Origin of the sequence: Luteolibacter yonseiensis, assembly GCF_016595465.1 — a bacterium.
GTDB lineage: Bacteria > Verrucomicrobiota > Verrucomicrobiia > Verrucomicrobiales > Akkermansiaceae > Luteolibacter > Luteolibacter yonseiensis.
Genome location: NZ_JAENIK010000011.1, coordinates 612,932 through 638,990, shown reverse-complemented (window position 1 = coordinate 638,990; position 26,059 = coordinate 612,932). Strand labels below are relative to the sequence as shown.

Genomic DNA, 26,059 nt, shown 5'->3' with positions numbered 1-26,059 from the left:
AGGACTGATTGGTCAGCAATCAGGAATTACTTGGACTTCGGATAAGCCCATTGCACGGAGTTCTGAGCACCCCAAACGGTGTCCTCACCGTCTTGGGTGAGATTCTTGCCGTTCATTTTGACCGCACCGCTGGACTTGATGATGTTCAGGGAGGTAACGCTGTTGTCGAGCTTCAGCACAACCGCCTTGCCGTCGTACATGTCGTAGTCGAATTCACCGGCAAGAGCTTGGGTGAACGGAGTCGCGCAGATCGGACGGGATGGGTTGCCGGCGGCGCTCAGGCCTTTGCCGTCGGATTTCATCATGATGGAGAAGCCGACTTCACCGTTTTCGAGTGCTTTCGAATCATCGTTGAAGTTGTTGTCAGGCTTCTTGGTGTAAACCGTCTTCGCGTAGAACATCGTTTCCGATTGGGCGATGCCCGCGCGGATCAACTGACGGAACTTGGAGTTCGCGTCCGGGCCGCTGGAAGCGGTGCTCTCGGTGTTCTCGGCGACGACCTTGGCGGTATCGTCGTCAGGGAAGTTGCCGTATTCCGTCTCGAACTCGAAAAGTGCGAGTCCGATCTGGCGGGCGTTGTTGACGGCTTCCGTTTGGTCGGCCTTCTTACGTTGGCGGATGACCATGGGAGCGGTGAGACCGGCAAGCGCCGCGATGATGACGATGACGACGAGAAGTTCCACCAGGGTGAAACCACGACGCATTCTGTGATTGGTTTTCATAGGTTTATATTGTTTATTTGGTCTTATGCGATTGGGGCAAATCGCCCCGGATTTATATATTCCCGACGATGTGGATCGAAGAGAATGGACAAAAGTATCGCCGCCCAATTCCTTAGCAAGCAGGAAGTTGGTGGATTTTCAAAGCAGCGAAAATCGCGCCCCGTTTCGCACCTCTTGGGTAAGATGACCTCTTGGGTAAGATGACGATCTCACTCCGGCACCCTAACACGAATCGCCGTAGAGGTAATTTGACACAAGTCACTCACAATCTGGCCAATTGCCGGCTCGGATCCTTCCGAAAATCACTGAGCAGCCGGTATTCCCCTTTCGTGATCGGATACGGTCCGGCGAATTCCATCGCTCCCCGCTGGCCCACCCGGCTGCGGCAGGCGAATGCCTCGCGGTCCGCCAGGTAATACAGGATGAAGTAGTGCCGCTCGCGGTTGTGGGTCTCGGCCATGAAGTCCGGCAATCCTTTCTTGGTCACAAAGAATCCAAGGTCGGGAAACACCCGGGACTGCATGTCCAACCGTTGATACCCGAACGATTCCGGCTGCTTCCTCACAAGCATGATCTGGTCATTCGCGGCGGCTGACATTCCATTTTCCACCAGCGCGTCATTCACCAGCCCGCAGGAAATCGTCATGGCTCCGGTGGTCGCCAAGCCCAGGATTTGCAACGACCGCGTGATGTGGGAGAGACTCGTCACCATTTCACTCTACTTAAGATCAGCCTTCGCCATTTCGCAAACGATCTTGCCGGATCAGGGATTCGATGGAGCGCGTGTTGGGCCGGTTTCCTTCCGAATCAATGAAAAAGGCGGTTTCCATCGGCACCAGGAATTCCACAGCAGAGTTGATGCCGACCAGCCGCCCATAGGCATCCACGACCGGACCTCCGCTGTCTCCGGGTTGCAGCGGGATATCGATCTTGAACCGGCGGTTCCGCGTCAGTCCGCCTTGTGGAGCCAGCGTCGTGCCCAGCTTGCCGTCGCCCGAGCTGAATCCCGTCGCAATGCCGCCGTGCATGACACGGGTGCCTTCCGGAAGCCATTTGTCCGGCTGCGTCCATTCGTAAAAGTAAGGCGTCTTCACCGGGATGTGCAGCAGGGCGAGATCATCATGCTCCGACCGCCACACAACCCGTGCCCTGGCCGGGGCCAGACGGCCGCCCTGGCCGTAGATGATGAAGACATTCCGGTCCGCCATGTGGGCCAGAACATGGTCGGCGGTGAGAAAATAACCGTCCGGGGTGATGGGCGCGGCAGATCCGCCATCCGCATCACCCGGAGCCTGCGAGGTCGAGAAATTCCGGTTCACCCACCGGTCCAGGCTGCCCTGGTCCGTCACCACCACCGCGCTGACCCGCTCCATGACCATCTGCCGGGTGGTTCTGTTGGGAGCCACCGTATCGGGAGGCGGAGAAACCGAGCAGGCCTGCGCCAGCAATCCTGCCAGCAGCACCCCCGCCATCCTGAAAAATTTATCCATCCGCGAAGACCTAATCATACCCGCCTCCATACGTCACATCTGTTTTCAACTTTCCTCCAACAATCGCCCGATCACCCGCCGGAAGGGCGACGGCATCGCCAGCGACATCACGTTCTCCGCCTCCACCCACACTTCATCCGGCCCGGGTGGGAAATCTTTCGCAAGCTTCGCACCGTCATGAGCCCGCAGCGTCACCCGATAGCGCGTGATGGTGTAGGTGCTCACATCCAGCACCGGCAGGGATGAAATTTCACCGGCCTCCCGTGTGGGCAGCTTCCACAACCCTTCGCGCCGCTTCCCGCCTTCCCGGTGCAACAGCACCCTTCCCTTCCGGTCCCGCAGCCACAGCGCGTGTTCATCCACCGCCGTCACCGTGGTTTTCTGTTTTTTCACGGGCAACGTTTCCGGCTCGCGCGTTTTGCAGAATTCCGCCACCGGGCAGCTCAGGCAATCCGGCACGCCCGGCCGGCAAATCCGCTGGCCCAGCTCCATCAATGCGGAGTTGTAAATCCGGGGATGCTCCGGGTCGGCCAGGATTTCCGCCCACTCCCACATCTGTTTCATTCCCGCCGGACTGTCCACCTCATCAGAAAAATCCATCACCCGTGACAGGACCCGCGAGACATTCCCATCCACCACCGCCGACGGCAGATCGAACGCGAACCCACGCAACGCCCCCGCGGTGTAACGCCCCACCCCCGGCAGCTTCATGAGCTTTTCCAACTCCTGTGGAAACTCCCCGCCATGCTCGGTGATGACCGCGCGCGCCGTTTCCCGCAGCATCCTCACCCGCCGGTAATACCCGAGTCCTTCCCACGCCTTCAGCAACCGCTCATCCTCCGCCACCGCGAGCGAATGCACATCGGGGAAAACCTCCAGAAACCGCGTGTAGAATCCCCTGCCCAGCACCGTCGCGATCTGCGTCTGCTGGAGCATTACCTCCGAGATCAAAATCTCATAAGGCTCCCGCGTCCGCCGCCACGGATAATCCCGTCCGTTTTCCGAAAACCACCCCTCCAACGCCTCCCGGAACGCCACGCGCACCTTTAGAGCATCCTTCTTCCATGGTGGTTTCAGCATCCGGGCGAAGACTCAACCATGATGCGCGGCATTCAAAACAAAATTTGAGGCGACGGTGTGAGCCGCGCGGCGGACATTGCTGGAGCGACGGTTGATACAGTTGTAGCGGTCACAAATAAACAGATTTGTAGAAGGACCTTGAACAAGGAAATGCAGCGACCGTTTGGCGCGTAGCCATGGCAAATACCCACGCCGCTGGTGGAGCCGACGCCCTTGCGAACGAGGGAATTCCGCCTTCACCGCCCCCGAGCAGACGCAGGACGCGTCGGATTTGGCGGCGTCCGCGTGGATGGCAAGTTTGGAGTGCTTCTCCATCAGCTCACATGAACAGTGACCACATCTCCCGCAAAAGCCACCGGAATTTCCGCCATCGGATTGCGGTTGAATTACGGGCTTAAATTCCACTGGAGGACCCAAGGCCAAGTTGCTATGAAGCACGCGGATTTGAATAACAGCAATGAGTTTTCCGCTTGGTTGCTGCGGGTTGCGGCATTCCAGGTCGACGATCCGCAGGCCCAGTTTCCTTTCACCGCCCGGCTGGCGAAGGAAAACGGATGGACCCTCGCTTACGCCGGCCGGGTGGTGATGGAATACAAGCGCTTCATAGCGCTGGCCGTGGCGGCGGGCCATCCGGTGACACCGTCCGAGGCCGTGGACCAGGCCTGGCACCTCCATCTGGTTTACACGAAGAGCTACTGGAACGACTTCTGCCGCGGGGTGCTCGGTCGGGATATCCATCACTCGCCAACGATCGGCGGTACGGAGGAAAGCGCGAAATTCGACGACTGGTACCGCCGGACGCTTGAAAGCTACCGCCGGATTTTCGGCGACGAGCCGGATCCTGGGGTCTGGCCGTCTCCAGAGGACCGGGCGCGGCATGCTGGCGGCGGCCGATGGATCGATCCACAGGAATATTGGCTCCTCCGCCGGCCGACCTGGCTGCGGAAAATCACACGAACTCTCTTTTCCAAATGATGACAAACATTACCCACACGCTTGCGGAGATCCCGGTGCTCAATTGGCGGGGACCCGAGTTTCTCGGATTCTACGCGGTCTCGTTCGTGATCGCACTGGTGTGGTCGCTGGTCCGGAAAAACCGGTCGATGCGTTCCTTCGACGCCAGGGGCGGGCACCCCGTCGCGCTCACCGATCCTTATGAAATCGCATTCCTAGCAGGCGGTGCCAGCCGTTGCGGCCAGCTCGCGGTGTCCCGGTTGATGCAAAACGGAACGCTCGACTGGCGCAAAGGTGGGGCGTTCCGTACCGCCGGATTGGTGACCGGCGGAAACAAGCAGCCAATGAACGGGATCGAAGGCGCGCTCTATCAAGGCGCTGTTTCCCATCGTGACACAGGCCTGCCTCTGACCTCGGTGACCTCATTGGTGACGCCGCAGTTGCGCGGGATCGAGTCGAGGCTGGCCGCCATGGGCCTGAGGCCGACCATTTCCGAACAGAGGGGGCTCGGCTTCTCCGTCGTTCTACCGCTGGTGGGGCTGATGCTGATTGGCGTGGTGAAGATTTTCATCGGCCTGTCCCGGGAGAAACCGGTCACGTTCCTGCTGGTGGCGGAGTTCCTCACGCTGCTTGTCACCTTGATCGTGGCGTCCAACCAAAAACGCCTCACCCCGACCGGCGAGCGGACTTTGGAGTCGCTGCGGCAAAATTATTCCCCAGCACAGGGAACGGCGGCCGATGCCGTGGCCATGAGCATGGGGGTGGCGTTGCTCGGTCCGGCCGCGCTGGCGGGTTATGCCGCTTTGTTCCCCGAAAGCGATTTTTCCTTCCAGAAAGATCTCGCCCAACTTGGCCATCCCGGAGCCGGAACATCGTCCGGAGGATGCTCGAGCGGTTGTTCCAGCGGAGGAGGAGGCGGTTGCGGGGGAGGTGGCTGCGGCGGTTGCGGCGGCGGCGATTGACCGCCACCTTTGCCCGCTCATCCAAGTGTAGGGAATCCCCACAACGAAAGCGCGAGGTCGAACAACGGAATCTGCAACTGCGACGGAAGCGAATCGAGAATGACCACCATGACAGTTTGTCTGGGATATTGTCATGATTTCGCCGCAAGAAATCCAATCTTACGGACAATTGCTTTCGCTTCCGCCGACTGCGTCGCCCATTCCATGAATGCCTTGGTGGCTGGCGAAGCATCGGAGCGGATGAAATAATAGCAGGGGCGGATATACGGATAGTCATTTGCCCTATCCAATGGTGGCGCGATGCCATTGATGGAAATCGTTTTGATGCCTTGGGCTTTGGCATAGGAGAGGCCGGCGTAGGTGATCGCGTTCACATCCCGTACCAATCCCTGCACCGGAGTCTCGCTGCCTTGGAGCTTGATGGATCCTTTCGCATAGGGACGACCATTCATGGCGATTCTGCTGAATTCCTTATAACTTCCGGACGCCGTATTGCGCGTGCGTAGCAAAACCGGGGCATCCATACCGCCCACGTCCCTCCAGTTCGTAATATCGCCAGTGAAGAGGCCTTCGATTTGTTTCGCCGTGAGGTTGTTCACCGGATTGTTCGCGTGCACCAAAATCACCAGACAATCATATGCCGCGAGGTGTTTGTGCAGTTGGATCTTCCGCTCCTCGAACAGTTCCGCTTCTTCCTGCTTGATCTCCCGCGAGGACATCCCGATATCGGCAGTGCCGTCCAACAGGGCCTTGAATGCCGTATCGGATCCTTCCCCTGCAACTTCGAATTTCGCTCCGCCGTGCTTCGTCTTGTATACCCCGCCAAGTTCCGGCACCAGTTTTGCACCCAAGGTGTCGGCCCCTTTGAAGCGGATCAGATCCTGAGCAGGCTCGGCTGCGGACAGTGCGAACGTCATCAGCGGAAAGATGAGCATCAATTTGGCGAGCATAAGGACCGTCTTTCGTGATTGATCTAACAGTAAAATTCGTGGGATCTGTCGAAACATCGGTGTGATAATTACATCCGGATAGCAATACACCTGCCAGCATCACAAGGAATGAAATGGGATTGATTCCATTCAGGCGCATGGTGTGAAATTAATTTTTAGAGACCAGCACGATTCGTCCCATGAACCGTCGCCAATCTGAGGAAATTTGACAATAAAATCCGTTTCACCCTAGCCCAATGATTTCTGATTGAGGGAAAAGACAAACAGCCATCGGAGATGTGAGGCCTTGACAGAGCGATATCACCCGGCGATGGCCCGGCAGTTGGATCAAGTGAAGACGTCAATGACATTTCCCCATCCAAAAACAAAAACGCCCGGACTTGCGTCCGGACGTCTTGTGAAAACCAATTTTCGGCTGACGCCGTTATTAGCGGGAGTAAAGTTCGACGATGAGCTGCTCGTTGACGAGCGGGTCGATGTCGGCGCGGTCCGGGACGCGGGAAACGGTGGCTTCCAGCTTGTCCTTGTTCGTGTCCAACCAATCGACGCCGGGCGATGCCTGGGTGAGGTCGGTCATGCGGATCACGAGTTGTTGCGAGGAAGGCTTGCCTCCGACCTTGATCACGTCGCCGGGCTTCACCTGGAAGCTGGCGATGTCAACGGTGCGGCCGTTCACGAGGATGTGGCCGTGGTTGACGATCTGGCGTGCCGCCTGGCGGGTGTTGCCGAAACCAGCGCGGTAGACCACGTTGTCGAGGCGCAGCTCGAGAAGCTGGAGAAGGATGACACCGGTGACGCCGCGGCGGCGGGCTGCTTCTTCGTAGTAGCCACGGAATTGCTTTTCGAGCACACCGTATTGGAAACGAAGCTTCTGCTTTTCGCCGAGAGCGACGGAGTATTCGCTTTTCTTCTTACGACCGGCACGGACACCGTGCTGGCCGGGTGGGAAGTTGCGGCGTTCAAATGCTTTGGAAGGGCCAAAGAGGGAGACACCGAAACGGCGGCTGATCTTTGCGCGTGGTCCTGTATAACGAGCCATGGTAAATTTTCTGGAAAGGTTGGATTAAACGCGGCGGGCTTTCTTAGGGCGGCAACCGTTGTGAGGAATCGGTGTCACGTCGCGGATCGAGAGGATTTCAAGACCGAGACCTTGCACGGCACGCACGGCGGACTCACGGCCGGAACCGGGACCCTTGACGCGGACATCGACTTCCTTGAGACCGTGTCCCATGGCTTGGCGGCAGGCATCTTGCGAAACCACCTGGGCGGCGTAAGCGGTGCTCTTCCGTGAACCCTTGAAACCCATCTTGCCGGCGCTGGACCAACCGATGGCGTTGCCACTCGCATCCGTGACGCTGACGAGGGTGTTGTTGAAAGTCGCGGTCACGTGGACGATTCCGCGGGTGACATTCTTGGAGCCTTTGGCCTTGTGAATCTTGATTTCCTCTTCACCGCCGCCGATTTCGGCGAAGATGTCGCGCTTCACTTCTTTCTTCGGCGCTTCAAAAGCGGCCGCTTCAGGAGCTGGAGCGGGAGTGGTGGCGGGTGCTGGAGCTGCTACGGGCTCAACCGCCGCTTCCGCGACGGAATTTGGTGTGGTTTCTTCAGACATGATTACGAAAGATTACTTCTTGACGCCCACGGTCTTCTTCTTGCCCTTGCGGGTGCGGGCGTTGGTGCGGGTGCGTTGGCCACGGACCGGCAAACCGCGCTTGTGACGGATGCCACGGTAGCAGTTGATGGAGGTGAGACGCTTGAGTTGTGCTTGACGCTCACGGCGGAGGTCACCCTCGACAATGATGTTTTCTGCCTGGATCACCTGGGCGATACGAACGAGTTGGTCCTCGCTGAGTTGGCCGGTGCGGATGTTTGGGTCGATCCCTGCGTGTTCGAGGATCTTCGCCGCCGTCGGGCGACCGATGCCAAACATGTAGGGCAGAGAAGCTTCGATGCGCTTCTCATTGGGGATTTCAATGCCTAGGATACGTGCCATAATGTGCGTGATTTCGCGTGACCACGAAGGTGCGGCCGGATCGCTCCGACAGCTCGCGGGGCGGGTGGTTTAGCAGACGGCGGGGTGCTGGCAAGCCGGAAATGGAAATTTTCTCGAATCGGGTGCGGATTTGACCAACCCGCCGCCGGAGCCGCCGAAATCCGCGCCAGATAAGGATTCCACCGCTCCGGAGGGACTTCCCTACTGGACAAAGCAGGGACGGGTCTTAGTTTCGATGGCACCTACCGAGCACTCATGGAATTCACTCAAGACCCCGGCTACCAGCTTCCACCCGATGATGTCGCAGCCATCGATGAACTCGGAAAAGTCTACCAATCCTTCCGCGCGGAACTGGCCAAGGCGATCATCGGCCAGGACGACGTCATCGAAAAACTGGCGATCAGCCTTTTCGCCCGCGGCCACGCCTTGCTGATGGGAGTTCCCGGTCTGGCGAAGACCTTGCTGGTCTCCTCCGTCGCGCAGACTTTCGACCTGTCCTTCAACCGGATCCAGTTCACGCCGGACCTGATGCCGGCGGACATCACCGGCACCGACATCATCCAGGAATCCGGTGTCGGCGGGAAACGGGAGTTCGAGTTCATCAAGGGACCGGTTTTCGCGAACATCGTGCTCGCGGACGAGATCAACCGCGCCCCGGCGAAAACCCAGTCCGCCATGCTGGAGGCCATGCAGGAGAACAAGGTCACCGTCCTCGGCAAAACCTACCCGCTGCCGCCGCCGTTTTTCGTCCTCGCGACGCAGAACCCCATCGAGCAGGAAGGCACCTACCCGCTGCCGGAAGCCCAGCTCGACCGGTTCATGTTCCTCATCGAGGTCGGCTACCCGACCGCCGCGGAGGAGAAGGAAATCGCCCGTGCGACGACCGGCACCGCCCGCCAGGCTCTCAGCCACCTGCTCGACGGAGACAAGGTCATCGCCTTCCAGCAGCTCGTCCGCCGCGTGCCCGTGCCGGAGCACCTTTTCGATTATGCCGTCCGCATCGTCCGCAAGACCCGCCCCGGCGAGCCGGAATCCCCGCAATGGATCAAGGACACCGTCGGCTGGGGAGCCGGTCCGCGCGCCGTGCAGTATTTGATCTTGGGGGCGAAGTCCCGCGCGGCCCTGCGGGGCAGCTACATGGCCTCCCTCGAAGACCTGGAAGCCATCGCCCCCGCCGTGCTCAACCACCGCGTGATCACGAATTTCTCGGCGGAATCACAGGGGATGACTTCCAAGAAGATCATCGAGCGTCTCATCAAGGAGATGCGGGAGGACTGAGAATCAATAACCGAGCCTTTCTCCCGTGCACTCCTTCATCGACAACACCCTGCTCTCGCGCCTCGGCTCGCTGCCCATCGAGTCGCGTGTGCCGATGATGGGAAATGTCGCGGGCAAGCACCGCTCGCCCCATCGGGGCTCATCCGTCGAATTCGCGGAGTACAGGAAATACGTCCCCGGTGACGACACCCGGAGGCTCGATTGGAAGGCGTTCGCCCGTTCGGACCGGTTTTACATCAAGGAATTCGAAGCGGATACGAATCTCCGCGCCTACTTCGTTGTGGATGCCTCCGGCTCCATGAATTTCACCGGCGGTGGAGAGCCGAAAATCCAATACGCCCGCCGCATCGCCGCATCGCTCGCCTATCTGCTGGTCAACCAAGGGGATGCCGCCGGCCTCTCCATCTGCACGGACAAGCTCCACCTCGAAGTCCCGCCCAGCCGCCGGGCGGCCCACCTGGAGCGGTTTTTCACCACTCTGGGAAAAGTCCAGCCGTCCGGCGAAACCGGCTTGATCGAGGCGCTGCACACCATCGCCGAAAAAATCGGCCAGCGGGCGTTCGTGGTCATCCTGTCAGACCTCTTCGCCGACACCGCCGCCCTCAGCGACGCACTCCAGCACCTCCGTTACCGGAAACACGACATTTCGGTCTTCCACCTGATGGATCCGCTCGAGATCGGCTTCGAATTCGACCGCCCCCACCGCTTCGTCGATCTGGAGGACGGCACCGCCCTGGTCGCCGAGCCGAACCTCATCGCCGACGAATATAAGGCAGCCCTGCGCGATTTCCTCACCGCGGTCCGCGCGAAATGCCACGACGCCGCAGCGGACTACCAGCTCGTCACCACCGATACACCGCTGGAACCGCTGTTGCGGGATTTCCTGACAGCGAGATTACCGAAATCGAAGCACTAGGGGTGAAGCATTAAATCTTAAGTATTAAATTCTAAACGAAGAAATGGAAGACGGCGCGGCAGTCTATGACCTGGAGGAGCGGACTTTCAAATTCGCTCTCGACATCCGGCGTTGCGTTGGAGGAACGAAATGGTCTCGGGAACAATGGACTGATGTTGATCAATTGCTCCGTTCGTCCGGTTCGGTCGCGGCAAATTACATTGAAGCAAACAACGCGGTCTCCAAATCCGACTTCTTGTTTCGGATCCGCCTTTCAAAAAAGGAAGCCAGTGAATGCCGCCTCTGGCTGCGCCTGCTTGGCGAAACCTCGGATCAAGAGTCTCTCAAACAATCCCTCCGCACGCTCTACAAAGAATCGGACGAACTCGCACGCATCCTCGCGACCATACTCCGCAAATCGCAAAACTAGCGATGCACATTCATCCGTTTAGAATTTAATACTTAAGATTTAATGCTTCACCCCTAGTGCTTTTCCTCAATCCATTCCTCCTCTGGTTCCTGCTGGCTGCGGCGGTTCCCATTGCGATCCACCTGCTGAACCGCCGCCGGCACAAGACCATCCAATGGGCGGCGATGCAGTTCCTGCTCAAGGCCACCCGCGAGTCCCGGGGAAAGAAAAAGCTGCGTCACATCCTGATTCTCACCTGCCGCGCGCTGGCCGTCGCCGCGCTCGCCTTCGCCGCGGCGCGCCCCGTCATTTCCGGCCTCATCGGTTGGGGCGGCGGCTCCATCGATACCGTCGTCCTGCTGCTGGACCGCTCCGCCTCCATGGAAATCAGGCCCGGCGACGGTCTCGACTCACGCCGACAGATCATCATCGAAAAAGTCCGCGACGCCATGAAGAGCCTCGGGGCAGCCCGCCTTGTCCTCATCGACAGCGCGGGTGGGAAACCTCAGGAAATCCCCTCTCCCGAAAGCCTGGCGGAACTATCCTCCACCGCCCCCACCGACAGCGCGGCGGATTTTCCCAACCTGCTCACCCGCGCGGCGGAATTTCTGGCAGACACGCCGGGAAGCACGGAAATCTGGCTTGCGTCCGACCTGCAAGCATCGAACTGGCGGCCGGATGACGACCGCTGGGGTGCCGCCCGCGCGGCGTTGGCGGCATTGCCACAAAAGCCCGCCGTCCGGGTGCTGTCGCTTACAGGTCCGACATCGTCAAACACCTCGATAAGACTTCTGGCTTCACGCCGCACCGGTAACGAACTCCTTCTCGATCTCGAAATCCTGCGGGCCGCCGAATCCCGTGGCAATGCGACTCTTCCCCTCACCACCCAGCTCAACGGCACCCGCACCACCGAGAACCTGACACTGGCAGGCCAGTCCCTGCGCTTTCAGAAACTCATCACACTGCCAGCCAACAGCACCTCAGGTTCCGGTTGGTTGTCCATTCCCGCAGATGGAAACCCACGCGACAATTCCGCGTTCTACGCCTACGGCCCGGACAGGCCCATCCGGTCCGTGATCGTCGCTCCCGCCGGCGAGGCGGCCGACTATCTCAGCCTCGCGGCGGCACCTCCCGGATTTGGCAATCACACGGTGGAACGCGTCGACCCTGCCAACGCGGGCGCGCTCAACACCAGCAGCCTCGCCACCATTCTCTGGGCCGCGCCATTGCCCACCGGCAGCAGCTTCGAAACCATCAGCCGTTTTCTGACAAACGGCGGCCACGTCATTTTTTTCCCGCCCGCGGCCTCCTCGGACACGGCTCTCTTTGAAATGAAATGGTCTCCGCCCGCCGAAGCAGCCGCTGGGAAATATTTCATCCTGAAAGACTGGAACCACAGCGACGGACCGCTTCGCGACAGCATCGATGGTACGCCCATACCCAGCGAACGGCTCAAGGCCATCCGCCGCCAGATTCCGCTGGGCGACGCCACCTCCCTCGCCCGCTGGGAAGATGGAGAGCCCTTCATCGCCCGCCGGATCGTCGACCGCGGCACAGCATGGTTCGTCGGCTCGCTGCCGGATTATACCTGGTCGAATCTCGGGGATGCGGATGTTCTTCTACCAGCAGTCCAGCGAGTCATCGCCGCCAGCGCCGACCGCTTCGACGCCTCCTACCTGGCCACCGTCGGCTCGGAGGCCGCGCAGCCACTTCCCGGTGAAACCCGTACCCGCATTGATGACTACGGCACCCGGGATCCGGCGAACGCCGCCTACGAAACCGGCATTTTCCGACTCGGAGAAAGACTTCTGGCCATCAACCGCCCCGGCCAGGAAGACCAACCCGAAATCCTGACCACCGAACAGCTGGACCACGCTCTCGAAGGTACCAACCACACGCTCCTGGATCAAGCAGGACAATCCAGCGATCCATCCCTCTCGCGCGACGTCTGGCGTGGATTCCTCATCGCGGTGCTGCTTTTTCTCATTGCCGAAGCCATCCTCTGCCTTCCGAAAAAATCACATCCGCAGGTGGTTCCGAAAAAAGCCATCCCCTGAATAACCCGTTAGGTCCAGACCTATAAGTTCCATCCCTTCATTTGCTTCACCTATCCCCAACACCCCACACCCTCTGGACCGGCATCATCGCGCTGGTCGCGGTGGCGGTTCTCTGCGTGCTTTCATGGAAGCGCAGCCCGCATCCCGGACGCACCGCCGCGTTGGAAGGACTTCGCCTCCTCATCGCCGCGGTCGTGGTCGTCCTCCTCTGGCAACCGGAATGGCGTACGGTCCTGAATCCGGACACGAAGCCGCAGATCGCGATCCTGTGGGATGATTCCAAGTCCATGACCACGGTGGATGCAGCGCTGCCTCCGGTCTTGTCCGAAGCGGCCGGAGTCGTTTCCCGGGCGGAGTGGGTGAAAAAAGCCCTCGACTCCGAACTCTGGAAACCGCTCCAGGCGAACGGCGCGAATGAAATCACCACCTCTTCGTTTTCCTCACCACCCGCCGAAGCTTCCGCATCCTCAGGCACCGATCTGGAAGCCCCCCTCTCCGACCTTCTCGCGAAACAAACCAATCTCCGCGCCGTGGTCATGCTGAGCGACGGAGACTACAACCTGGGCCAGCCACCGGTCGCCGCCGCGCAAAAGCTCCGCCTCCGGGGCGTGCCCATCTTCCCCATTCCCGTCGGCAGCAAGGTCCGTCTGCCGGACATCGATCTCCTCTCGGTCACAGCCCCGACCTACGGCATCGTCGGGGAAAACGTGCAGATCCCCTTCACCATCCGTTCGTCGCTGGACCGGCAGGTGCGCACCATCGTGCGCCTGCGGGATGAAACGGGCAAGGAGCGGACCAAGGACATCGTCATTCCGCCGAATTCCGAAACCTATGACTCCATCCTCTGGCGCTTGGAGAAGGATGGCTCCTCCACCCTCGAACTCTCCATCCCCGTGACCGATGGAGAACTCATCGCGGCGAACAACACGCGGAAGTTCACCATCTCCGGCAAGCCGGAAAAGATCCGTGTCCTGCTGATCGAGACACTCCCCCGCTGGGAATACCGCTTCCTCCGCAACGCTCTCGAGCGTGACCCTGGAGTAGAGCTTTCCTGCCTGCTGTTCCACCCCTCGCTCGGCATGGGCGAGGGCAAGGACTACCTCAAGGAATTCCCCGCCAAGATCGAAGAACTGGCGAAATACGACGTCATCTTCCTGGGTGATGTCGGCACCGGGCAGATCACCCCGGAGCAATGCTCCCTTATCCGTGGTCTCGTGGAAAACCAGGCGTCCGGCCTCATTTTCATGCCCGGATCTCAAGGCAACCAATTCTCTCTGTTGGACACGGATCTGTCCGATCTCCTGCCCGTCATCCTTGATGAAGCCGACAGGCAGGGCATCTCCGAAGGCATCGCCTCGCCCCTCACCCTGACCACGGAAGGCCGCGCATCACTGCTCACCATGCTGGGCAACAGCGAGGAGGAAAACCCCGAGATCTGGCGACGGCTTCCCGGATTTTTCTGGAATGCCGCCGTGGTCAAAGCCAAGGGCGGAGCGGAGGTCCTCGCGGTGCATGGAAACCGCAGGGGGAAATTCGGTCCTGTTCCGCTGCTCGTCACCAAGCCCGCGGGCAGCGGCAAGGTGCTCTTCATGGGAATCGACTCCGCCTGGCGCTGGCGGCGTGGAGTGGAGGACCTCTACCACTACCGCTTCTGGGGCCAGGTCGCGCGCTGGATGTCCTATCAACGGAACATGGCGGCGGGACAACGCGTCCGCCTGTTTTTCAATCCCGAGCGTCCGGAGCCCGGCTCCACCGTCACCCTCAATGCGAACGCCTTCGACCCCAACGGCGCCCCACTCAAGGAAGGCACGGTCGCCGTCGATCTCACCTCCCCGGACGGCCGCAGCCAGCGCATCGAGCTTCAGAAGAACGAGACCGCGTGGGGAGCCTACAGCGGGCGATTCAAGGTCGATGTCCCCGGGGCATGGAAACTCCGCGCCACCACCAGCGGAGCCGAGGACAAGCCGCTCGAAACCACCATCCTCGCCCAGGGCACCGAAGTTGAAAAAATCGGCCAACCCTCCCGGCCGGAAGTCTTGGAGGAAATGGCGAAGGTCTCGAAGGGCCGCATCATCCAGCCGGACCAGCTCGCGGAACTCATCAAGGAAATCACCGCGCTGCCGGAACCCCGCCCGCTGGAAAACCGGATTCCCCTGTGGTCACACTGGGGAACCGTTCTGGCGCTCGTCGCTCTGCTGGGTGTCTTCTGGGTGGGCAGGAAATTGAATGGGGCGTTCTGACCGGCTGGCAGGGAAATTCCCCGCCCCCCGTTTTAAGAGACTTGCCCTGACGGGCCGCCCGGAACAGCCTGCGCGAGCCTGAAACCAAGCGATACGCCATCCACCAAGCTCCCGCCCCGCATGCCTGCTGCCGGGGGAGTGAGGAAGCGGCTTGTTTTCTATTTCAGCGGTTTCGACCCCCGCGGCCCCGCACACTACCACGCGCTCTACGACGAACAGGCGAAACTCCACACACCGCTCAACGGGCTGGAACTGGATGTCGGAAAGCGCCGCCGCTCGGGAAAACTCGCGAACGCCTGGACCATCACTTCGAACGGTGGAGAGACGGTCACGGATTACGAATTCCTCCGCTGGGACGACATCATCCGCAACCGTTGGCCGAAGAACGAATGGCAGCTCCTCAAGTCCGCCATTCCGACCTACTGGGTGTTCTTGAAATCGAACCTCGTCGGCAGGCTGCTGAAGATCGCCTGGGCGTCCGCGCTGACGGTCTCCTATCCCATCATCGCCTTCCTCGGATTGCTGATCGTCGGGCTGCTGTCCGCGGTGGCGGCGGGAGTTCTGCCAAACCTGCTGGGATGGCCCTGGTGGATCGGAATCCCTCCGGCAGCGGGCATTCTCCTGGGAACCATTTTCTTGGGACGCTGGCTGGACGACCGGTTCCGCAGCTTCTGGCTGCTACGGGTTTACGGGGCCATGCAGCCGTGGGCCTATGGCAAAATCCCGGAACTCGACGAACGCATCCGCGAATTCGCCAAAGACATGGTCGGGAAAATCCGTGCGAGCGACGCGGACGAGGTGTTGCTTGTCGGACACAGCGTGGGGACGATCCTCACCATTCCCCTGGTGGCGGAGCTGCTGAAGCTCGAACCCGAACTCGGTACGAAAGAGCAGGCCTTCGGGCTCGTCTCCCTCGGAAACTGTCTGCCTCTCGTCAGCCTGTTGCATGGCTCCAAGCAACTCCGCACCGACCTCAGGACCGTCGCCACCGCCCCGGGTGTGCGGTGGGTGGATTTCTCCGCCAAGCGGGATGGTGCGAGCGTGACCCAGGTGGACCCGCTGAAAGTCTCCGGTATTTCCCGGCCTACTGGTGTGCCGGTGCGCCCCCAACAGTTCCCCGCACGCATTGTGAAAATGTTTCCTCCCGAGGTTTACGATGTGATCAAAAAGGATATTTTCCGCATTCATTTCCAATATATCATGGCCGGACAGATCCTGACGGACTACGACTTCTTCGCGATCACCGCCGGGCCGCGGAGCCTGGCCGAACGATTTCCTGAGTAAAAATTTCCATGGCCTACACCCCTCCCTATCCGGAACCACTGGACCAATCCTCGCGGCGATCCCTCTGGAATCTCTTCAAGCGCGGCCGCCGCTCGTGGCTCGCGACACTCTATGAAGGCAGCTACTCCGGCAGGATGTCACGCGTGCGGCTCCCGGGCGTGCAGCTTTTTCTCGTGAAATTCCCCGACCTCATCAAGGAGGTGCTGGTCGACAAATTCGACCATTTTCCGAAACACGAACTTTCCGAAACCGCCCTCAAGCCGCTTCTCGGCGAAAGCATCTTCACCACGAACGGCCCGGTCTGGGAACGCCAGCGCCGCATGCTCGACCCTGCCTTCGGCCAGGCGAAGCTCAAGGAAGTCTTCACCCTCATGACCGGTGGCGCGGATGCCATGGTCGCCCGGCTCGACGCCGTGAAGGACGGCGACATCGCCGATATCGAGATCGAGATGACCCACGTCACCGCGGACATCATCCTCCGCACCATCCTGTCGGAATCTCTCGAAGGCGAGGGAGCGAGGAAGATTTTCAACGCCTTCAACCTGTTCCAGGAAAAGGCGGTGGTGATGATCCAGCTCAGCTTCTTCCGCCTGCCGCTGTGGCTCGCACCAAGGCACTACATGGTCTGGAAAAGCACGGGAAAGGAAATCCGCGAGCTTCTCGCCGTGCCGATCCGCAAGCGTTACGAAGCGCACCAGCGCGGCGAGAATGCGGGGCACAAGGACATCCTGCAGTCGCTGCTCGAAACAAGCGATCCGGTGGATGGCTCGGTTTACACGCTGGAGGAACTGGTGGACCAGGTGGCGATGCTTTTCCTGGCCGGTCACGAAACATCGGCCAGCGCGCTCTCCTGGTCGTTGTTCCTCCTCTCCAAGTGCCCGGAGATCCAGGAAAAGCTGCATGTGGAAACCTGCCAGCTTCTCGGCGACCGCCAACCGGAGTTCAAGGACATCCCCCGCCACCGCCAGATCCGGAATGTCTTCCGGGAGACCATGCGGATCTATCCGCCGGTCGGGTTCCTCACGTTCCGCAAGGCGACGGGAGGACAGAAGCTGCAGAAGAAGGATCTGCCGGATGGCTCGCCCATCGTGATCTCTCCATGGCTGGTCCACCGTCATCGCGATCTGTGGGAGAGGCCGAACGAGTTCGATCCCGACCGCTTCGAAGGCGGGCTCGACCAACCGCCCTGCGCCTACATTCCCTTCGGCCAGGGACCGCGCATCTGCATCGGCGCGGCATTCGCCATGCAGGAGGCCATGCTCATTCTGGCGACCCTGACGAGACGTTATCGCTTCGAACCCGCCCCCGGTCCGGAGCCGGAGCCGACATCCCGCCTGACGATCCGCTCGCTGGATGGGATCTCACTCCGCGTCTGGAAACGACCGCAGGTGAAGCACGAACAGACGATCCCCGACGAGCCGGCTGAAGCGGCCGCGGCCCCCGCCAAGTGCCCGTTTCATTGAGGCAAACAGCTTGTCTCCGCGCCGCACCAAAGGCCGCCCGCAGGCCTCGGACTACCTGCGGAGAATTTCCGTCTTCTGTGGGGCGGTCACCCGGTAGCGGATACCGGCCCAGACGATCTGCCGCCCGCAGGCGGAGCTGAGGATGATGAGCAGGTGGACGACATTGATCAGCGGATCCAACCACCAGCTTCCTTTGACAGCTTCATCCAATGGCGCCGCCTCTCCCTGGTCGAAGCGGTATTTCAAGTAACCACGCCGGACTTCCGTCCTTTTCAGATTCAACAAAACCGCCACGCCGATGAAGACCAGCATGTGGAGTTCGCCCATGCCCAGCCGCACCAGGCAGGTGGAGAAACTCGCCAGGAAAAGCAGCGGGATCATCAGCGCCATCCACCACAGCAGCGGCTGATAGATACGCAGTTGGAAATACTGGCGGCGTCCGAATTCAAACAACGCGGCCCAGTCGAAGTCCACCGGAGATGGCGCGGCCACCGAGCGCACGTAGCGCATGCGCTTTCCCGCACGCCTCGCCAACTGGCTGATGCGCGCATCGTCATTGATGCTGCCTTCGAGATTCTTCGGGATCTCCAATTCTTCGAAAATCTCGCGTGTCACCGCCATGGAGCCCCCCCACAGACACATCCGCCAGTTCGGGCCGATGAGCGGCTCGATGGCGGTGCCGATGAGCGTCACCACCCTGTTCGGCATGGATTGATCCGCCGGGACAAACCAACGGTAGCCGGTGGAGCAATCCGCCTGGGCCATGTTCAGCGGCAGCACAAGACATGAAAGCCAGTCCTTGCGACCGAAAAGATCACCATCCGCGAACGCGACGATGCGGTCGGCATTTTCCAATGCCCTGAAAGCGGCGAGCTGGTTATGGACTTTCTGTCCCGTGTTTGCGGCGGCACCCGCCACGATGAGCGTCGCACGGCCGGAGCCTTCCATCCGCGCGCGGATCGCAGGGTGCGCGGGATCGTTCTCCGATTCGGTGACGAAGATCACCCGGTAGTCGGGGTAGTCCTGTCCGAGTGCGAAATCCATGAAACGTTCGAAATTTTCCGAAACACCCTTCACCGCGATCACCAGCGCGACACGGCGTTTCTCATAAGGCTTCACCTTGCCATCCAGCCAGCGCCGGTGCTCGCCAAACAAGCGCGCCGCCTTCCGGGTCTTCACCAGCGCGGCGGCGGATTGCAGCACCCAACACGAGGTCAGCAACTCCAGGGCGACATTTCCAGCAACGCTCATCCGTCGCGCTTTCTGGCGGCGGCGCGGGACATTTGCAAGATCCTTGTATCACGGGCACGAAGCGGGTAAGCCATCCCCATGAACTTTGAAACACTGAGCCTGTGGGCGGACGAGGAACTGAAATCCCTGGTGAAAATCCTGCCTGCGGACATTCAGGAAGCCGCGAACAAGGTCACCATCTCCATGGAGGAAAAACCCGGACGCGGCACCTATGACGAGGAGCTGGAGGGCGACGAACTCGGACTCTTCGAAGGCCCGTCCGCGATGGACGAAAACGATTCGGCGGAAATCCCGAGCATCCGTCTTTTCCTCACCAACCTGTGGGAATGGGTGGGCGAGGACGAGCAGGACTATCGGGACGAGGTAGGCACCACCTTCCTCCACGAGCTCGGCCACTACCTCGGCTGGGACGAGGATGAGGTCGCGGCGCGCGGTTTGGAATAAGCCGTGCGGTTTCCACTTTCTATCCTCCGGGATGAGGTGTAATCCATAGGTCAATATTTCAATTCAACGACCATGGACATTCTCGGATTCATCAAGGGCGAACTGCTGGAAATCATCGAATTCAACGACGACTCGCGCGACACCCTGTCGTGGCGTTTTCCGGACGAGGACAAGGCGATCAAGAACGGCGCGCAGCTCATCGTCCGCGAAAGCCAGGCGGCCCAGTTCGTCTATCTCGGCCAGTATGGGGATTGTTTCGGGCCGGGAAAACATTCGCTGGTCACGGACAACATCCCGGTGCTCACCCGGTTGAAAGGCTGGAAATACGGCTTCCAGTCCCCCTTCAAGGCGGACGTCTACTACATCACGACCCGGCTTTTCACCGGCAACAAATGGGGTACCGCGAACCCCATCATGATGCGGGACGCGGACTTCGGCGTGGTGCGCCTGCGCTCGTTCGGGACCTTTGATTTCAAGATCGTCGATGCGCCCGTTTTCCTCAGGGAGGTCGCGGGGACGGATCATCATTTCCGGTTGGATGAATTCGCGGATACCATGCGCTCGCGGATCGTCAGCGTGTTCAGCGACGCCCTCGCCTCGGCCGGAGTGCCCGCTCTCGACGTGGCCTCCCGTTATTCCGAACTCGGCGAAGCGCTGCTGCCGATCATCAATCCGCAGGTGATCTCGAAGTACGGCATCGAAATCACCAGTTTCATCGTGGAGAATGTCTCCGTGCCTCCCGAGGTGGAGGCCGCCATCGACAAGCGGTCGAGCATGGGAGTCATCGGAAATCTCAATGACTACGTGAAATTCCAGATGGCCGAGTCCATGACCAAGGGTGGTGCCGACGGCGGAGGATCGCCCGCAGCCGCCGCAGGGCAGATGGCGATGGGCTTCGGCATGGCGCAGGAAATGATGAAATCCATGCAATCCACCCCGCCACCGCTGCCCGGCGCGGGCAGCACGGGAATCCCCGAACTCCTCAGCCCGGCACAGGCGGCGGAAATTCTCGGCGTGTCCGAAGCGGACGTCATCGCGTCGATCGACGCCGGGGATCTGAAAGGAAAGAAAATCGGTTCCGCCTACCGCATCACCCGCACCGCGCTCGACGCATTCCTCGCGGAGTAAATCCTCGCCATGGCAGAAGTCAGCGCACTGCGGAAACATCCCTGCCCGGAATGCGGCGGGGATGCGGAATGGAATCCAGCCAAGCAGGCTCTCGCCTGTCCTTACTGCGGCACCGTCCTGCCGTGGTCGGACGGCGTGGAGCCGACCGGAGCGGGAATCGTCGAGCACGACCTGGAGCAGGCCCTCGCATCCGTCGGCATCCAGGATCGCGGGCTCCGGGCGGAGAAGAAATCCGTCAAATGCGAAAGCTGCCGGGCGATCAGCATTTTCGATCCGGACCGCGCCGCACAGCGTTGCGACTTCTGCGGCTCCCCCGCCATCGTGCCGGTGGACAGCATGACCGATGTCATCACGCCCGAAAGCCTGCTGCCGGTCGTGATCCCCGCGACCCAGGTGCGCGACCTCCTCCGCACGTGGTACCGCAGCCGCTGGTGGGCGCCGAACAAACTGAAGAGCGCCGCCCTGACCGACACCCTCCACGGCATCTATCTCCCCTACTGGACCTTCGACGCGCACGTGGATGCGGAGTGGACCGCCGAGTCCGGCTATCATTATTACGTCACGGAGACCTACCGCGACTCCGACGGCAAAACCCAAACCCGACAGGTTCAAAAAACACGTTGGGAATATAGCGAAGGCCGGCTCGCTCATTTTTTCGATGACGACATGGTCCCCGGAACCGTCGGCATCCATACCCAGCTTCTGCGCAAGGTGGAACCCTTCCCCACCACCAGCGATCTGAAACCCTACGAACCCGCCTTTGTCCGAGGCTGGACCGTGGAGCGATACCAGGTCGATCTGCGCCAGGCATCCCAAACCAGCAAGCAACAGATGGACGACACCATCCACCAGCTCTGCTCACGCGACGTGCCGGGAGACACCCACCGGAATCTGCAGGTCACCTCCCGTTACCAAGGCCGCACCTTCAAGCACATCCTTGTTCCCGTCTGGCTCGCCACCTACACCTACGGCAGCAAATCCTTCCAGGTCGTGGCGAACGGCTACACCGGAAAAATGGCGGGAGAGCATCCGCTGAGCTGGGTGAAGATCACCTTGGCGATTCTGGCGGCGCTGATCGTGATTTTGATCATCGTGGGGCTGAATCAAGGGTGAGGCGTCAGGGCTTTTTCAACCAAATGAAGCGCTTGCCGGGCTGCAATGGAACTGAAATTTCCAAGCCTCCACCCGCAGATTCGAGCAGATTCTCCGGAGTGATCAACGGCGCTGAAATATCGGCGGAACTTTTCAATTCCAATGGAATCCGGATCGTCTGGGCGGGCAGATTGATGAACGGAGCCCCGGCCTTCCATTCCACCGCTTGAATTTCGCTCGCTTGAAAAAGACCTGCCAGACCGGCATTTTCGAAAAACTGCGCGACTTTGGTGGTCTCAGTGGAATTCCAGACAAACCCCAAGGGCGCGAGAGCCACTTCGGCCGCATCATTCATGCCGTCGTTATCCGTGTCGTCCGCGGCGGAAACCACCCGGCCGTCGAGGTTGACGGTGAACATCGGTCGGGCGGAATCGTTGGAGTTGAGCACCAATTGTCCGACAAAATTTCCAGCCGTCCCGGCATCCATCCGCACCTTGATGGTGGCATCCGACAATCCCGCGACCGTCGGCGGAAATGTGGCGGTGAAGCCTTGCGCTCTGCTGGCTGACAAATCCAGTGGAATGAAGCCGTCGTTCCTGATCCTGATCTCCAGATCCGTCGGCTCATGTTCAATCGCGGTTTTGACCGACCAATATTGTTGGGGATAGTTCACGACAGGTCCGTAATCATCATAAATCACAAAACGGGGCACGGCCACGAAAGCCGTGCTGACATCGAGTGGAACATTGCTTGAGGAAACTCCGGTGATCCCGAATTGCCCGATCGCGTTGTTTCCCCATGCCCAGATGGAGCCGTCGGTCCGCGCGGCGATGACATGCCCGTCGCCTGCGGACACGTCCGCCCAGTTTTTATCTGTGCCGATACGGGCGGGAGAATATTGGGCGGTGGTGGCTCCGAGTCCGAGCATGCCGCCGGAATTGACGCCCCAGCTCCACAATGACCCGTCGGTCCTGAGTGCCAGCACCGCGGAATTTTTCCCGGAAATCTTCCGCCAGTTGTTGTCCGTGCCCACCCGGACGGGAACCATCGAGCTTCCCCCGGTGCCGCCATTTCCATAGGTTCCCCCGTTCCCGCCCCAAACCCACAAGCTGCCATCTTCCTTGATTCCAAAGCTGGTCCAATCGACGCAGGCGGCCGATTTCCAATTGGTGGCATTGCCCACCCGGACCGGTTCGGTCCTGCTTACGTTTGTGCCGTCGCCGAGGTTGCCGTGACCATTGTGGCCCAATGCCCATAACGAACCGTCCTTGCGGATGCCGAGATTGTAGCCGGAGCCGGTCACGAACGACCAATTGCTGGCGCTGCCCACCTGAACGGGCACCCAAGAGTCAAAAATCGGGACATATCCCACGTAAAAATTACCCCACCCCCAAAGCGTTCCGTCCTCCTTGACTGCAAGCGTATACCTGTCATCGGCTGAAACGGACCGCCAGTGGGAATCCGTTCCTACTTGAACAGGATAAACCGATGAATACGGGCGTTCGAGTCCGATTGCGGATCCCCAGGTCCACAATGCTCCGTTTGAGTCGATGCCCACCGTTCTGTCATCCACACAGTCGATGACGGACCACGCGGTGCCGAGTTTCAGGGCGGAAGGGGGCGCGTGGCTTCCGTAAGGTCCGGCGCTCCAGAGAAAATTATCGTCCCGGACGACTATTGAGGAATGGCTCCCGGCACCCACCAGTGGGGCGGCGGCTCCATGGGTGATGAAGGATAGCGCCGCCATCGCGATTCCAAGTCCGCCGGTAAACGCTGGTTTTAAGAAATGTCTCATGGGGTGGAAAGCGGGGACTGCGTGGCAAAACGAAAAAATGACTTCTGGCCATCAAGCGGCTGAGGAACCAGCAAACGCCCGCCACCATCAACGCTCGCACCTGTGATGCCGGCTCCGATAAAATCCGAGAGGTCGGTGGATTTTTCCAACCTCAATTCAAACGTCGCCTTCCGGGTCACCTCGTTTTGCTTGAAAAGGGCTCCACCCTGATGCGCCGCGCGCAATACCGCCTCGGTCACCAATCCGGCGCGATGTCCTTCGGCACGCAATACGGCCAGCAACCCAGGATCGGGCGTGTCCCAACGGAAACCCATTTCCGCCAATTTCACCTCGGCCGCATCGCTCAGTCCGTCGCCATCATTGTCGTCGGTGAATGAATAGACTCTTCCCGTCAGATTTATCACGAATTCGGCTTCATCAGGATCATTCGAAGAAAGTACCAGGCTCTCGGAAAGCAGCCCGGCACGCGTCGCGTCCAGAGTCACGGGGAAAACCACCGAGCCTCCGGGTGCGAGGGTGGCGGGCACGGCCAGACCTGCCGAAAAACCGGGGGCGGTTCGCACGTTGCTGATTTGCAGCGTGGAAGAACCATGGTTGAAAATCGTGAAATTCGCCGATGTCGGTGAACCCTCGGTGGTGGACGAGAACGTGTACTTTTGTTCTCCGGACACAGCCAAATGGGAGTCATGTAACGGGATGGCGACGGTCGAGACGGAAATATCCGGAGTCGGCGTGTAAAATACCGCTGACGGCTCAAGACGATCTCCACCGGAAACTCCGAGTTCGCCGCCCTCGTTCGCGCCCCAGAGCCAGACAGTCCCTCCGGAGCGCACCGCAGAGGAATGAAGGTTGCCCGCGTTGACGGACTGCCAGCCGTTGGCCGTACCGACCCTGACCGGGGAAAGCCGGCTGACAGTATCGCCTGTTCCAAGCTGCCCGCGGCTGTTGTTTCCCCATGCCCATAGCGAGCCGTCGGTCTTGAGCGCGAGAGAGTGGGCGTAACCGGCGCTTACCGCCAGCCAATCGGTGTCGGTGCCGACCGGTACAGGAACATTCGTTCCAGTCGTCGTGCCAATGCCGAGCTTGCCCGTGCCATTCGAGCCCCATGCCCAGAGAGTTCCATCGGACCGGATCGCCAGGCTGTGCGTATCTCCTGCCGATACCTTCGCCCAGCCAGCCAGCGCGCCGATACGGCCGGGAGTATAACGGTTGCCCGAGACACCGGTTCCAAGTTGCCCGTAACTGTTCTGGCCCCACGACCAAAGGCTGCCGTCCGCCTTGATGGCGACGTTGAAGCTGTTTCCCGCGTCAAATCCAAGCCAGCCGGTATCGGTCCCGAGTTGGATCGGGGAAATCTGATAGGAGAAGTCAGGTCCCAACCCCAATTGTCCGGAAGGACCATAGCCCCAGACCCAAAGCGACCCATTCGTTTTGCGGCCGATTCCATGGCGTTCCCCGATTGAAACATCCAACCAATCGTTGTCCGTGCCCACTCGAAGGAACGATCTCCCATCGCCGGGCGGCGGCTCCCCGACACCCAACATCCCTAAATCCGGAATACCGCAGCCCCATAGTGATCCATCCGCCATTTTTGCGAAAGTCGCCCTTGATCCGGCCCACACATCCACCCACACACCGTTTCCCAGCGGCGGGCAGAATGTCCGACGGGTGAAAATATCACCTACGCCGAGTTGACCACCCATGTTCGGCCCCGACGCGATAAGACGTCCGTCGGCTCCTACCACCATCGTGTGGCTCGACAAGGCGACAATGCCAGCGGTGATATCATTAACGGGAAAAAACAGCCCGAGGGAAAACAGCAGGACTCCCTTTCTCCCGCAATGATACTTCAAGCCAAACATGCGTCAGCCTAGCGGCCTCTCCATCGGATTCGCAAGATATATAAACTTTCTTCGAAACCGGTGGCCGCCGTCACAAGACCGCCCGGCCCACCTTCTTGATCGCCGCCGGGTAGAGGCGGTGCTCCAGCACCTGGATGCGGGCGTGCAATACCTCCGCGCTGTCATCTGACAAAATGGGCACGCTTTCCTGCAGGATCACCGGACCGGTATCCATGCCTTCGTCCACGAAATGCACCGTGCAGCCCGCTTCCTTTTCCCCCGCGTCCAGAGCCTGTTTCCACGACTCCAGTCCGGGGTATGCCGGGAGCAGGGACGGGTGGATGTTCAGGATGCGGTTGGGGAAGGCGTCCAGCAGCGGCCGCTTCACCAGGCGCAGGAATCCCGCGAGACACACTAGCTCCACCCCGGCCTGCTTCAGCCGCAGCGCGGTTTCCGCCTGAACCTCATCCGGGAATTTCGTCTTGAATCCCCCGCAGTCGATGATGCCGGTTTCGATGCCGTGCTTCTTCGCCCGCTCGAGGATGAACGCGTCCGGATTGTCCGACAGGACCAGGGCGATGCGGGCGTCCAGCGACCCGTCTCCGATCGCGTCGAGGATCGCCTGCATGTTTGAGCCGGAGCCAGAACCGAGAATACCGAGTCGCATGCCAGTGGTTTAGGCACAAAAAAGTTCCTGCCAAGTGCCAATTGCCGGCGGATCTACTTGGCGC

The 26,059-nt window shown here is 60.2% G+C and carries 24 protein-coding genes and 1 pseudogene; 12 read left to right on the top strand and 13 right to left on the bottom strand.

The genetic code is table 11. The annotated features are described in order from the left end of the window. Positions 1-26: 26 nt before the first annotated feature. The 5 genes and pseudogenes from JIN84_RS12455 to JIN84_RS23485 form a co-directional block, all read right to left on the bottom strand. On the bottom strand, positions 27-722 hold the full coding sequence (locus tag JIN84_RS12455; RefSeq protein ID WP_200351365.1) for a type II secretion system protein: 696 nt from the start codon (positions 720-722) through the stop codon (positions 27-29). A gap of 262 nt (positions 723-984) precedes the next feature. Beyond that, entirely contained in the window at positions 985-1,434 is a 450-nt protein-coding gene (locus JIN84_RS12450; RefSeq protein ID WP_200351364.1) for a hypothetical protein, read from the bottom strand. A gap of 16 nt (positions 1,435-1,450) precedes the next feature. After that, the gene (locus tag JIN84_RS12445; RefSeq protein ID WP_200351363.1) at positions 1,451-2,212 is read right to left on the bottom strand and encodes a S1 family peptidase; all 762 of its coding nucleotides are present in this window, start codon (positions 2,210-2,212) and stop codon (positions 1,451-1,453) included. Positions 2,213-2,257: 45 nt separating this feature from the next. Next, positions 2,258-3,292 carry an A/G-specific adenine glycosylase gene (locus JIN84_RS12440; RefSeq protein ID WP_200351362.1) on the bottom strand — a complete coding sequence of 345 codons (1,035 nt, stop codon included), beginning with the start codon at positions 3,290-3,292 and terminating at the stop codon, positions 2,258-2,260. Between the two features lie 54 nt (positions 3,293-3,346). Continuing rightward, positions 3,347-3,607: pseudogene (locus JIN84_RS23485) on the bottom strand (putative DNA modification/repair radical SAM protein); the annotation flags it as partial. A gap of 114 nt (positions 3,608-3,721) precedes the next feature. Here JIN84_RS23485 and JIN84_RS12435 point away from each other — a divergent pair. Both JIN84_RS12435 and JIN84_RS12430 read left to right on the top strand, forming a co-directional pair. Continuing rightward, positions 3,722-4,267 (top strand): glycine-rich domain-containing protein, encoded by a 546-nt coding sequence (locus tag JIN84_RS12435; RefSeq protein WP_200351361.1) that lies wholly within the window; start codon positions 3,722-3,724, stop codon positions 4,265-4,267. Next, positions 4,264-5,208 (top strand): TIGR04222 domain-containing membrane protein, encoded by a 945-nt coding sequence (locus tag JIN84_RS12430; protein ID WP_200351360.1) that lies wholly within the window; start codon positions 4,264-4,266, stop codon positions 5,206-5,208. Before JIN84_RS12435 ends, JIN84_RS12430 begins: the two co-directional genes overlap by 4 nt. 131 nt (positions 5,209-5,339) lie before the next feature. Here the strand turns inward: JIN84_RS12430 and JIN84_RS12425 are convergent, their stop codons facing one another. The 4 genes from JIN84_RS12425 to rpsM all read right to left on the bottom strand — a co-directional run bounded on the left by JIN84_RS12425 (position 5,340) and on the right by rpsM (position 8,151). Then, positions 5,340-6,215 carry a phosphate ABC transporter substrate-binding protein gene (locus JIN84_RS12425; RefSeq protein ID WP_200351359.1) on the bottom strand — a complete coding sequence of 292 codons (876 nt, stop codon included), beginning with the start codon at positions 6,213-6,215 and terminating at the stop codon, positions 5,340-5,342. 370 nt (positions 6,216-6,585) lie between these two features. Then, the gene (rpsD, locus tag JIN84_RS12420) at positions 6,586-7,197 is read right to left on the bottom strand and encodes a 30S ribosomal protein S4 (protein ID WP_200351358.1); all 612 of its coding nucleotides are present in this window, start codon (positions 7,195-7,197) and stop codon (positions 6,586-6,588) included. Between the two features lie 24 nt (positions 7,198-7,221). Further along, positions 7,222-7,770 carry a 30S ribosomal protein S11 gene (rpsK, locus tag JIN84_RS12415; protein WP_345714867.1) on the bottom strand — a complete coding sequence of 183 codons (549 nt, stop codon included), beginning with the start codon at positions 7,768-7,770 and terminating at the stop codon, positions 7,222-7,224. Between the two features lie 12 nt (positions 7,771-7,782). After that, on the bottom strand, positions 7,783-8,151 hold the full coding sequence (gene rpsM, locus JIN84_RS12410; protein ID WP_200351357.1) for a 30S ribosomal protein S13: 369 nt from the start codon (positions 8,149-8,151) through the stop codon (positions 7,783-7,785). 255 nt (positions 8,152-8,406) lie between these two features. Between rpsM and JIN84_RS12405 the strand changes: the two genes are divergently transcribed. The 7 genes from JIN84_RS12405 (at position 8,407) to JIN84_RS12375 (ending at position 17,777) form a co-directional block, all read left to right on the top strand. Further along, the gene (locus JIN84_RS12405) at positions 8,407-9,429 is read left to right on the top strand and encodes an AAA family ATPase (protein ID WP_200351356.1); all 1,023 of its coding nucleotides are present in this window, start codon (positions 8,407-8,409) and stop codon (positions 9,427-9,429) included. Between the two features lie 25 nt (positions 9,430-9,454). Continuing rightward, positions 9,455-10,345 (top strand): DUF58 domain-containing protein, encoded by an 891-nt coding sequence (locus tag JIN84_RS12400; RefSeq protein ID WP_325099596.1) that lies wholly within the window; start codon positions 9,455-9,457, stop codon positions 10,343-10,345. A gap of 43 nt (positions 10,346-10,388) precedes the next feature. Continuing rightward, positions 10,389-10,754 carry a four helix bundle protein gene (locus JIN84_RS12395; RefSeq protein WP_200351355.1) on the top strand — a complete coding sequence of 122 codons (366 nt, stop codon included), beginning with the start codon at positions 10,389-10,391 and terminating at the stop codon, positions 10,752-10,754. A 56-nt stretch (positions 10,755-10,810) separates the two neighbouring features. Next, the gene (locus JIN84_RS12390) at positions 10,811-12,790 is read left to right on the top strand and encodes a vWA domain-containing protein (RefSeq protein ID WP_200351354.1); all 1,980 of its coding nucleotides are present in this window, start codon (positions 10,811-10,813) and stop codon (positions 12,788-12,790) included. A 41-nt stretch (positions 12,791-12,831) separates the two neighbouring features. Continuing rightward, positions 12,832-15,030 carry a hypothetical protein gene (locus JIN84_RS12385; RefSeq protein WP_200351353.1) on the top strand — a complete coding sequence of 733 codons (2,199 nt, stop codon included), beginning with the start codon at positions 12,832-12,834 and terminating at the stop codon, positions 15,028-15,030. Positions 15,031-15,150: 120 nt separating this feature from the next. Next, positions 15,151-16,314 carry a hypothetical protein gene (locus JIN84_RS12380; protein WP_200351352.1) on the top strand — a complete coding sequence of 388 codons (1,164 nt, stop codon included), beginning with the start codon at positions 15,151-15,153 and terminating at the stop codon, positions 16,312-16,314. An 8-nt stretch (positions 16,315-16,322) separates the two neighbouring features. Beyond that, the gene (locus JIN84_RS12375) at positions 16,323-17,777 is read left to right on the top strand and encodes a cytochrome P450 (protein ID WP_200351351.1); all 1,455 of its coding nucleotides are present in this window, start codon (positions 16,323-16,325) and stop codon (positions 17,775-17,777) included. A gap of 51 nt (positions 17,778-17,828) precedes the next feature. Here JIN84_RS12375 and JIN84_RS12370 read toward each other — a convergent pair whose 3' ends face one another. Then, positions 17,829-19,028: a glycosyltransferase family 2 protein gene (locus tag JIN84_RS12370; protein WP_200351350.1), complete on the bottom strand. Its 1,200-nt coding sequence runs from the start codon at positions 19,026-19,028 to the stop codon at positions 17,829-17,831. Between the two features lie 78 nt (positions 19,029-19,106). Between JIN84_RS12370 and JIN84_RS12365 the strand changes: the two genes are divergently transcribed. The 3 genes from JIN84_RS12365 (at position 19,107) to JIN84_RS12355 (ending at position 21,713) form a co-directional block, all read left to right on the top strand. Further along, the gene (locus tag JIN84_RS12365; protein WP_200351349.1) at positions 19,107-19,472 is read left to right on the top strand and encodes a metallopeptidase family protein; all 366 of its coding nucleotides are present in this window, start codon (positions 19,107-19,109) and stop codon (positions 19,470-19,472) included. Between the two features lie 72 nt (positions 19,473-19,544). Beyond that, complete coding sequence (locus JIN84_RS12360) at positions 19,545-20,600, top strand: SPFH and helix-turn-helix domain-containing protein (protein ID WP_200351348.1); 1,056 nt, start codon at positions 19,545-19,547, stop codon at positions 20,598-20,600. Positions 20,601-20,609: 9 nt separating this feature from the next. Then, a complete protein-coding gene (locus JIN84_RS12355; RefSeq protein ID WP_200351347.1) occupies positions 20,610-21,713 on the top strand; it encodes a TFIIB-type zinc ribbon-containing protein in 1,104 nt (367 codons plus the stop codon). A 4-nt stretch (positions 21,714-21,717) separates the two neighbouring features. On the opposite strand, the gene JIN84_RS12350 is transcribed toward JIN84_RS12355, so the two are convergent. From JIN84_RS12350 to purN, 3 genes are all read right to left on the bottom strand, one after another. After that, positions 21,718-23,487: a hypothetical protein gene (locus JIN84_RS12350; protein WP_200351346.1), complete on the bottom strand. Its 1,770-nt coding sequence runs from the start codon at positions 23,485-23,487 to the stop codon at positions 21,718-21,720. Further along, positions 23,484-25,031 carry a choice-of-anchor D domain-containing protein gene (locus JIN84_RS12345; protein WP_325099595.1) on the bottom strand — a complete coding sequence of 516 codons (1,548 nt, stop codon included), beginning with the start codon at positions 25,029-25,031 and terminating at the stop codon, positions 23,484-23,486. Before JIN84_RS12345 ends, JIN84_RS12350 begins: the two co-directional genes overlap by 4 nt. A 388-nt stretch (positions 25,032-25,419) precedes the next feature. Then, positions 25,420-25,995, bottom strand: a complete 576-nt coding sequence (purN, locus tag JIN84_RS12340) for a phosphoribosylglycinamide formyltransferase (protein WP_200351344.1) — start codon at positions 25,993-25,995, stop codon at positions 25,420-25,422. Positions 25,996-26,059: the final 64 nt, after the last annotated feature.

Coding starts and splice junctions, on each gene's coding strand:
- JIN84_RS12350 (WP_200351346.1), bottom strand. CDS start 23,487: ATGAGACATTTCTTAAAACCAGCGTTTACCGGCGGACTTGGAATCGCG.
- JIN84_RS12425 (WP_200351359.1), bottom strand. CDS start 6,215: ATGTTTCGACAGATCCCACGAATTTTACTGTTAGATCAATCACGAAAG.
- rpsK (WP_345714867.1), bottom strand. CDS start 7,770: ATGTCTGAAGAAACCACACCAAATTCCGTCGCGGAAGCGGCGGTTGAG.
- JIN84_RS12445 (WP_200351363.1), bottom strand. CDS start 2,212: ATGGATAAATTTTTCAGGATGGCGGGGGTGCTGCTGGCAGGATTGCTG.
- JIN84_RS12360 (WP_200351348.1), top strand. CDS start 19,545: ATGGACATTCTCGGATTCATCAAGGGCGAACTGCTGGAAATCATCGAA.
- JIN84_RS12370 (WP_200351350.1), bottom strand. CDS start 19,028: ATGAGCGTTGCTGGAAATGTCGCCCTGGAGTTGCTGACCTCGTGTTGG.
- JIN84_RS12355 (WP_200351347.1), top strand. CDS start 20,610: ATGGCAGAAGTCAGCGCACTGCGGAAACATCCCTGCCCGGAATGCGGC.
- JIN84_RS12455 (WP_200351365.1), bottom strand. CDS start 722: ATGAAAACCAATCACAGAATGCGTCGTGGTTTCACCCTGGTGGAACTT.
- JIN84_RS12405 (WP_200351356.1), top strand. CDS start 8,407: ATGGAATTCACTCAAGACCCCGGCTACCAGCTTCCACCCGATGATGTC.
- rpsM (WP_200351357.1), bottom strand. CDS start 8,151: ATGGCACGTATCCTAGGCATTGAAATCCCCAATGAGAAGCGCATCGAA.
- JIN84_RS12345 (WP_325099595.1), bottom strand. CDS start 25,031: ATGTTGGGTGTCGGGGAGCCGCCGCCCGGCGATGGGAGATCGTTCCTT.
- JIN84_RS12365 (WP_200351349.1), top strand. CDS start 19,107: ATGAACTTTGAAACACTGAGCCTGTGGGCGGACGAGGAACTGAAATCC.
- purN (WP_200351344.1), bottom strand. CDS start 25,995: ATGCGACTCGGTATTCTCGGTTCTGGCTCCGGCTCAAACATGCAGGCG.
- JIN84_RS12435 (WP_200351361.1), top strand. CDS start 3,722: ATGAAGCACGCGGATTTGAATAACAGCAATGAGTTTTCCGCTTGGTTG.
- rpsD (WP_200351358.1), bottom strand. CDS start 7,197: ATGGCTCGTTATACAGGACCACGCGCAAAGATCAGCCGCCGTTTCGGT.
- JIN84_RS12395 (WP_200351355.1), top strand. CDS start 10,389: ATGGAAGACGGCGCGGCAGTCTATGACCTGGAGGAGCGGACTTTCAAA.
- JIN84_RS12430 (WP_200351360.1), top strand. CDS start 4,264: ATGATGACAAACATTACCCACACGCTTGCGGAGATCCCGGTGCTCAAT.
- JIN84_RS12375 (WP_200351351.1), top strand. CDS start 16,323: ATGGCCTACACCCCTCCCTATCCGGAACCACTGGACCAATCCTCGCGG.
- JIN84_RS12380 (WP_200351352.1), top strand. CDS start 15,151: ATGCCTGCTGCCGGGGGAGTGAGGAAGCGGCTTGTTTTCTATTTCAGC.
- JIN84_RS12450 (WP_200351364.1), bottom strand. CDS start 1,434: ATGGTGACGAGTCTCTCCCACATCACGCGGTCGTTGCAAATCCTGGGC.
- JIN84_RS12440 (WP_200351362.1), bottom strand. CDS start 3,292: ATGCTGAAACCACCATGGAAGAAGGATGCTCTAAAGGTGCGCGTGGCG.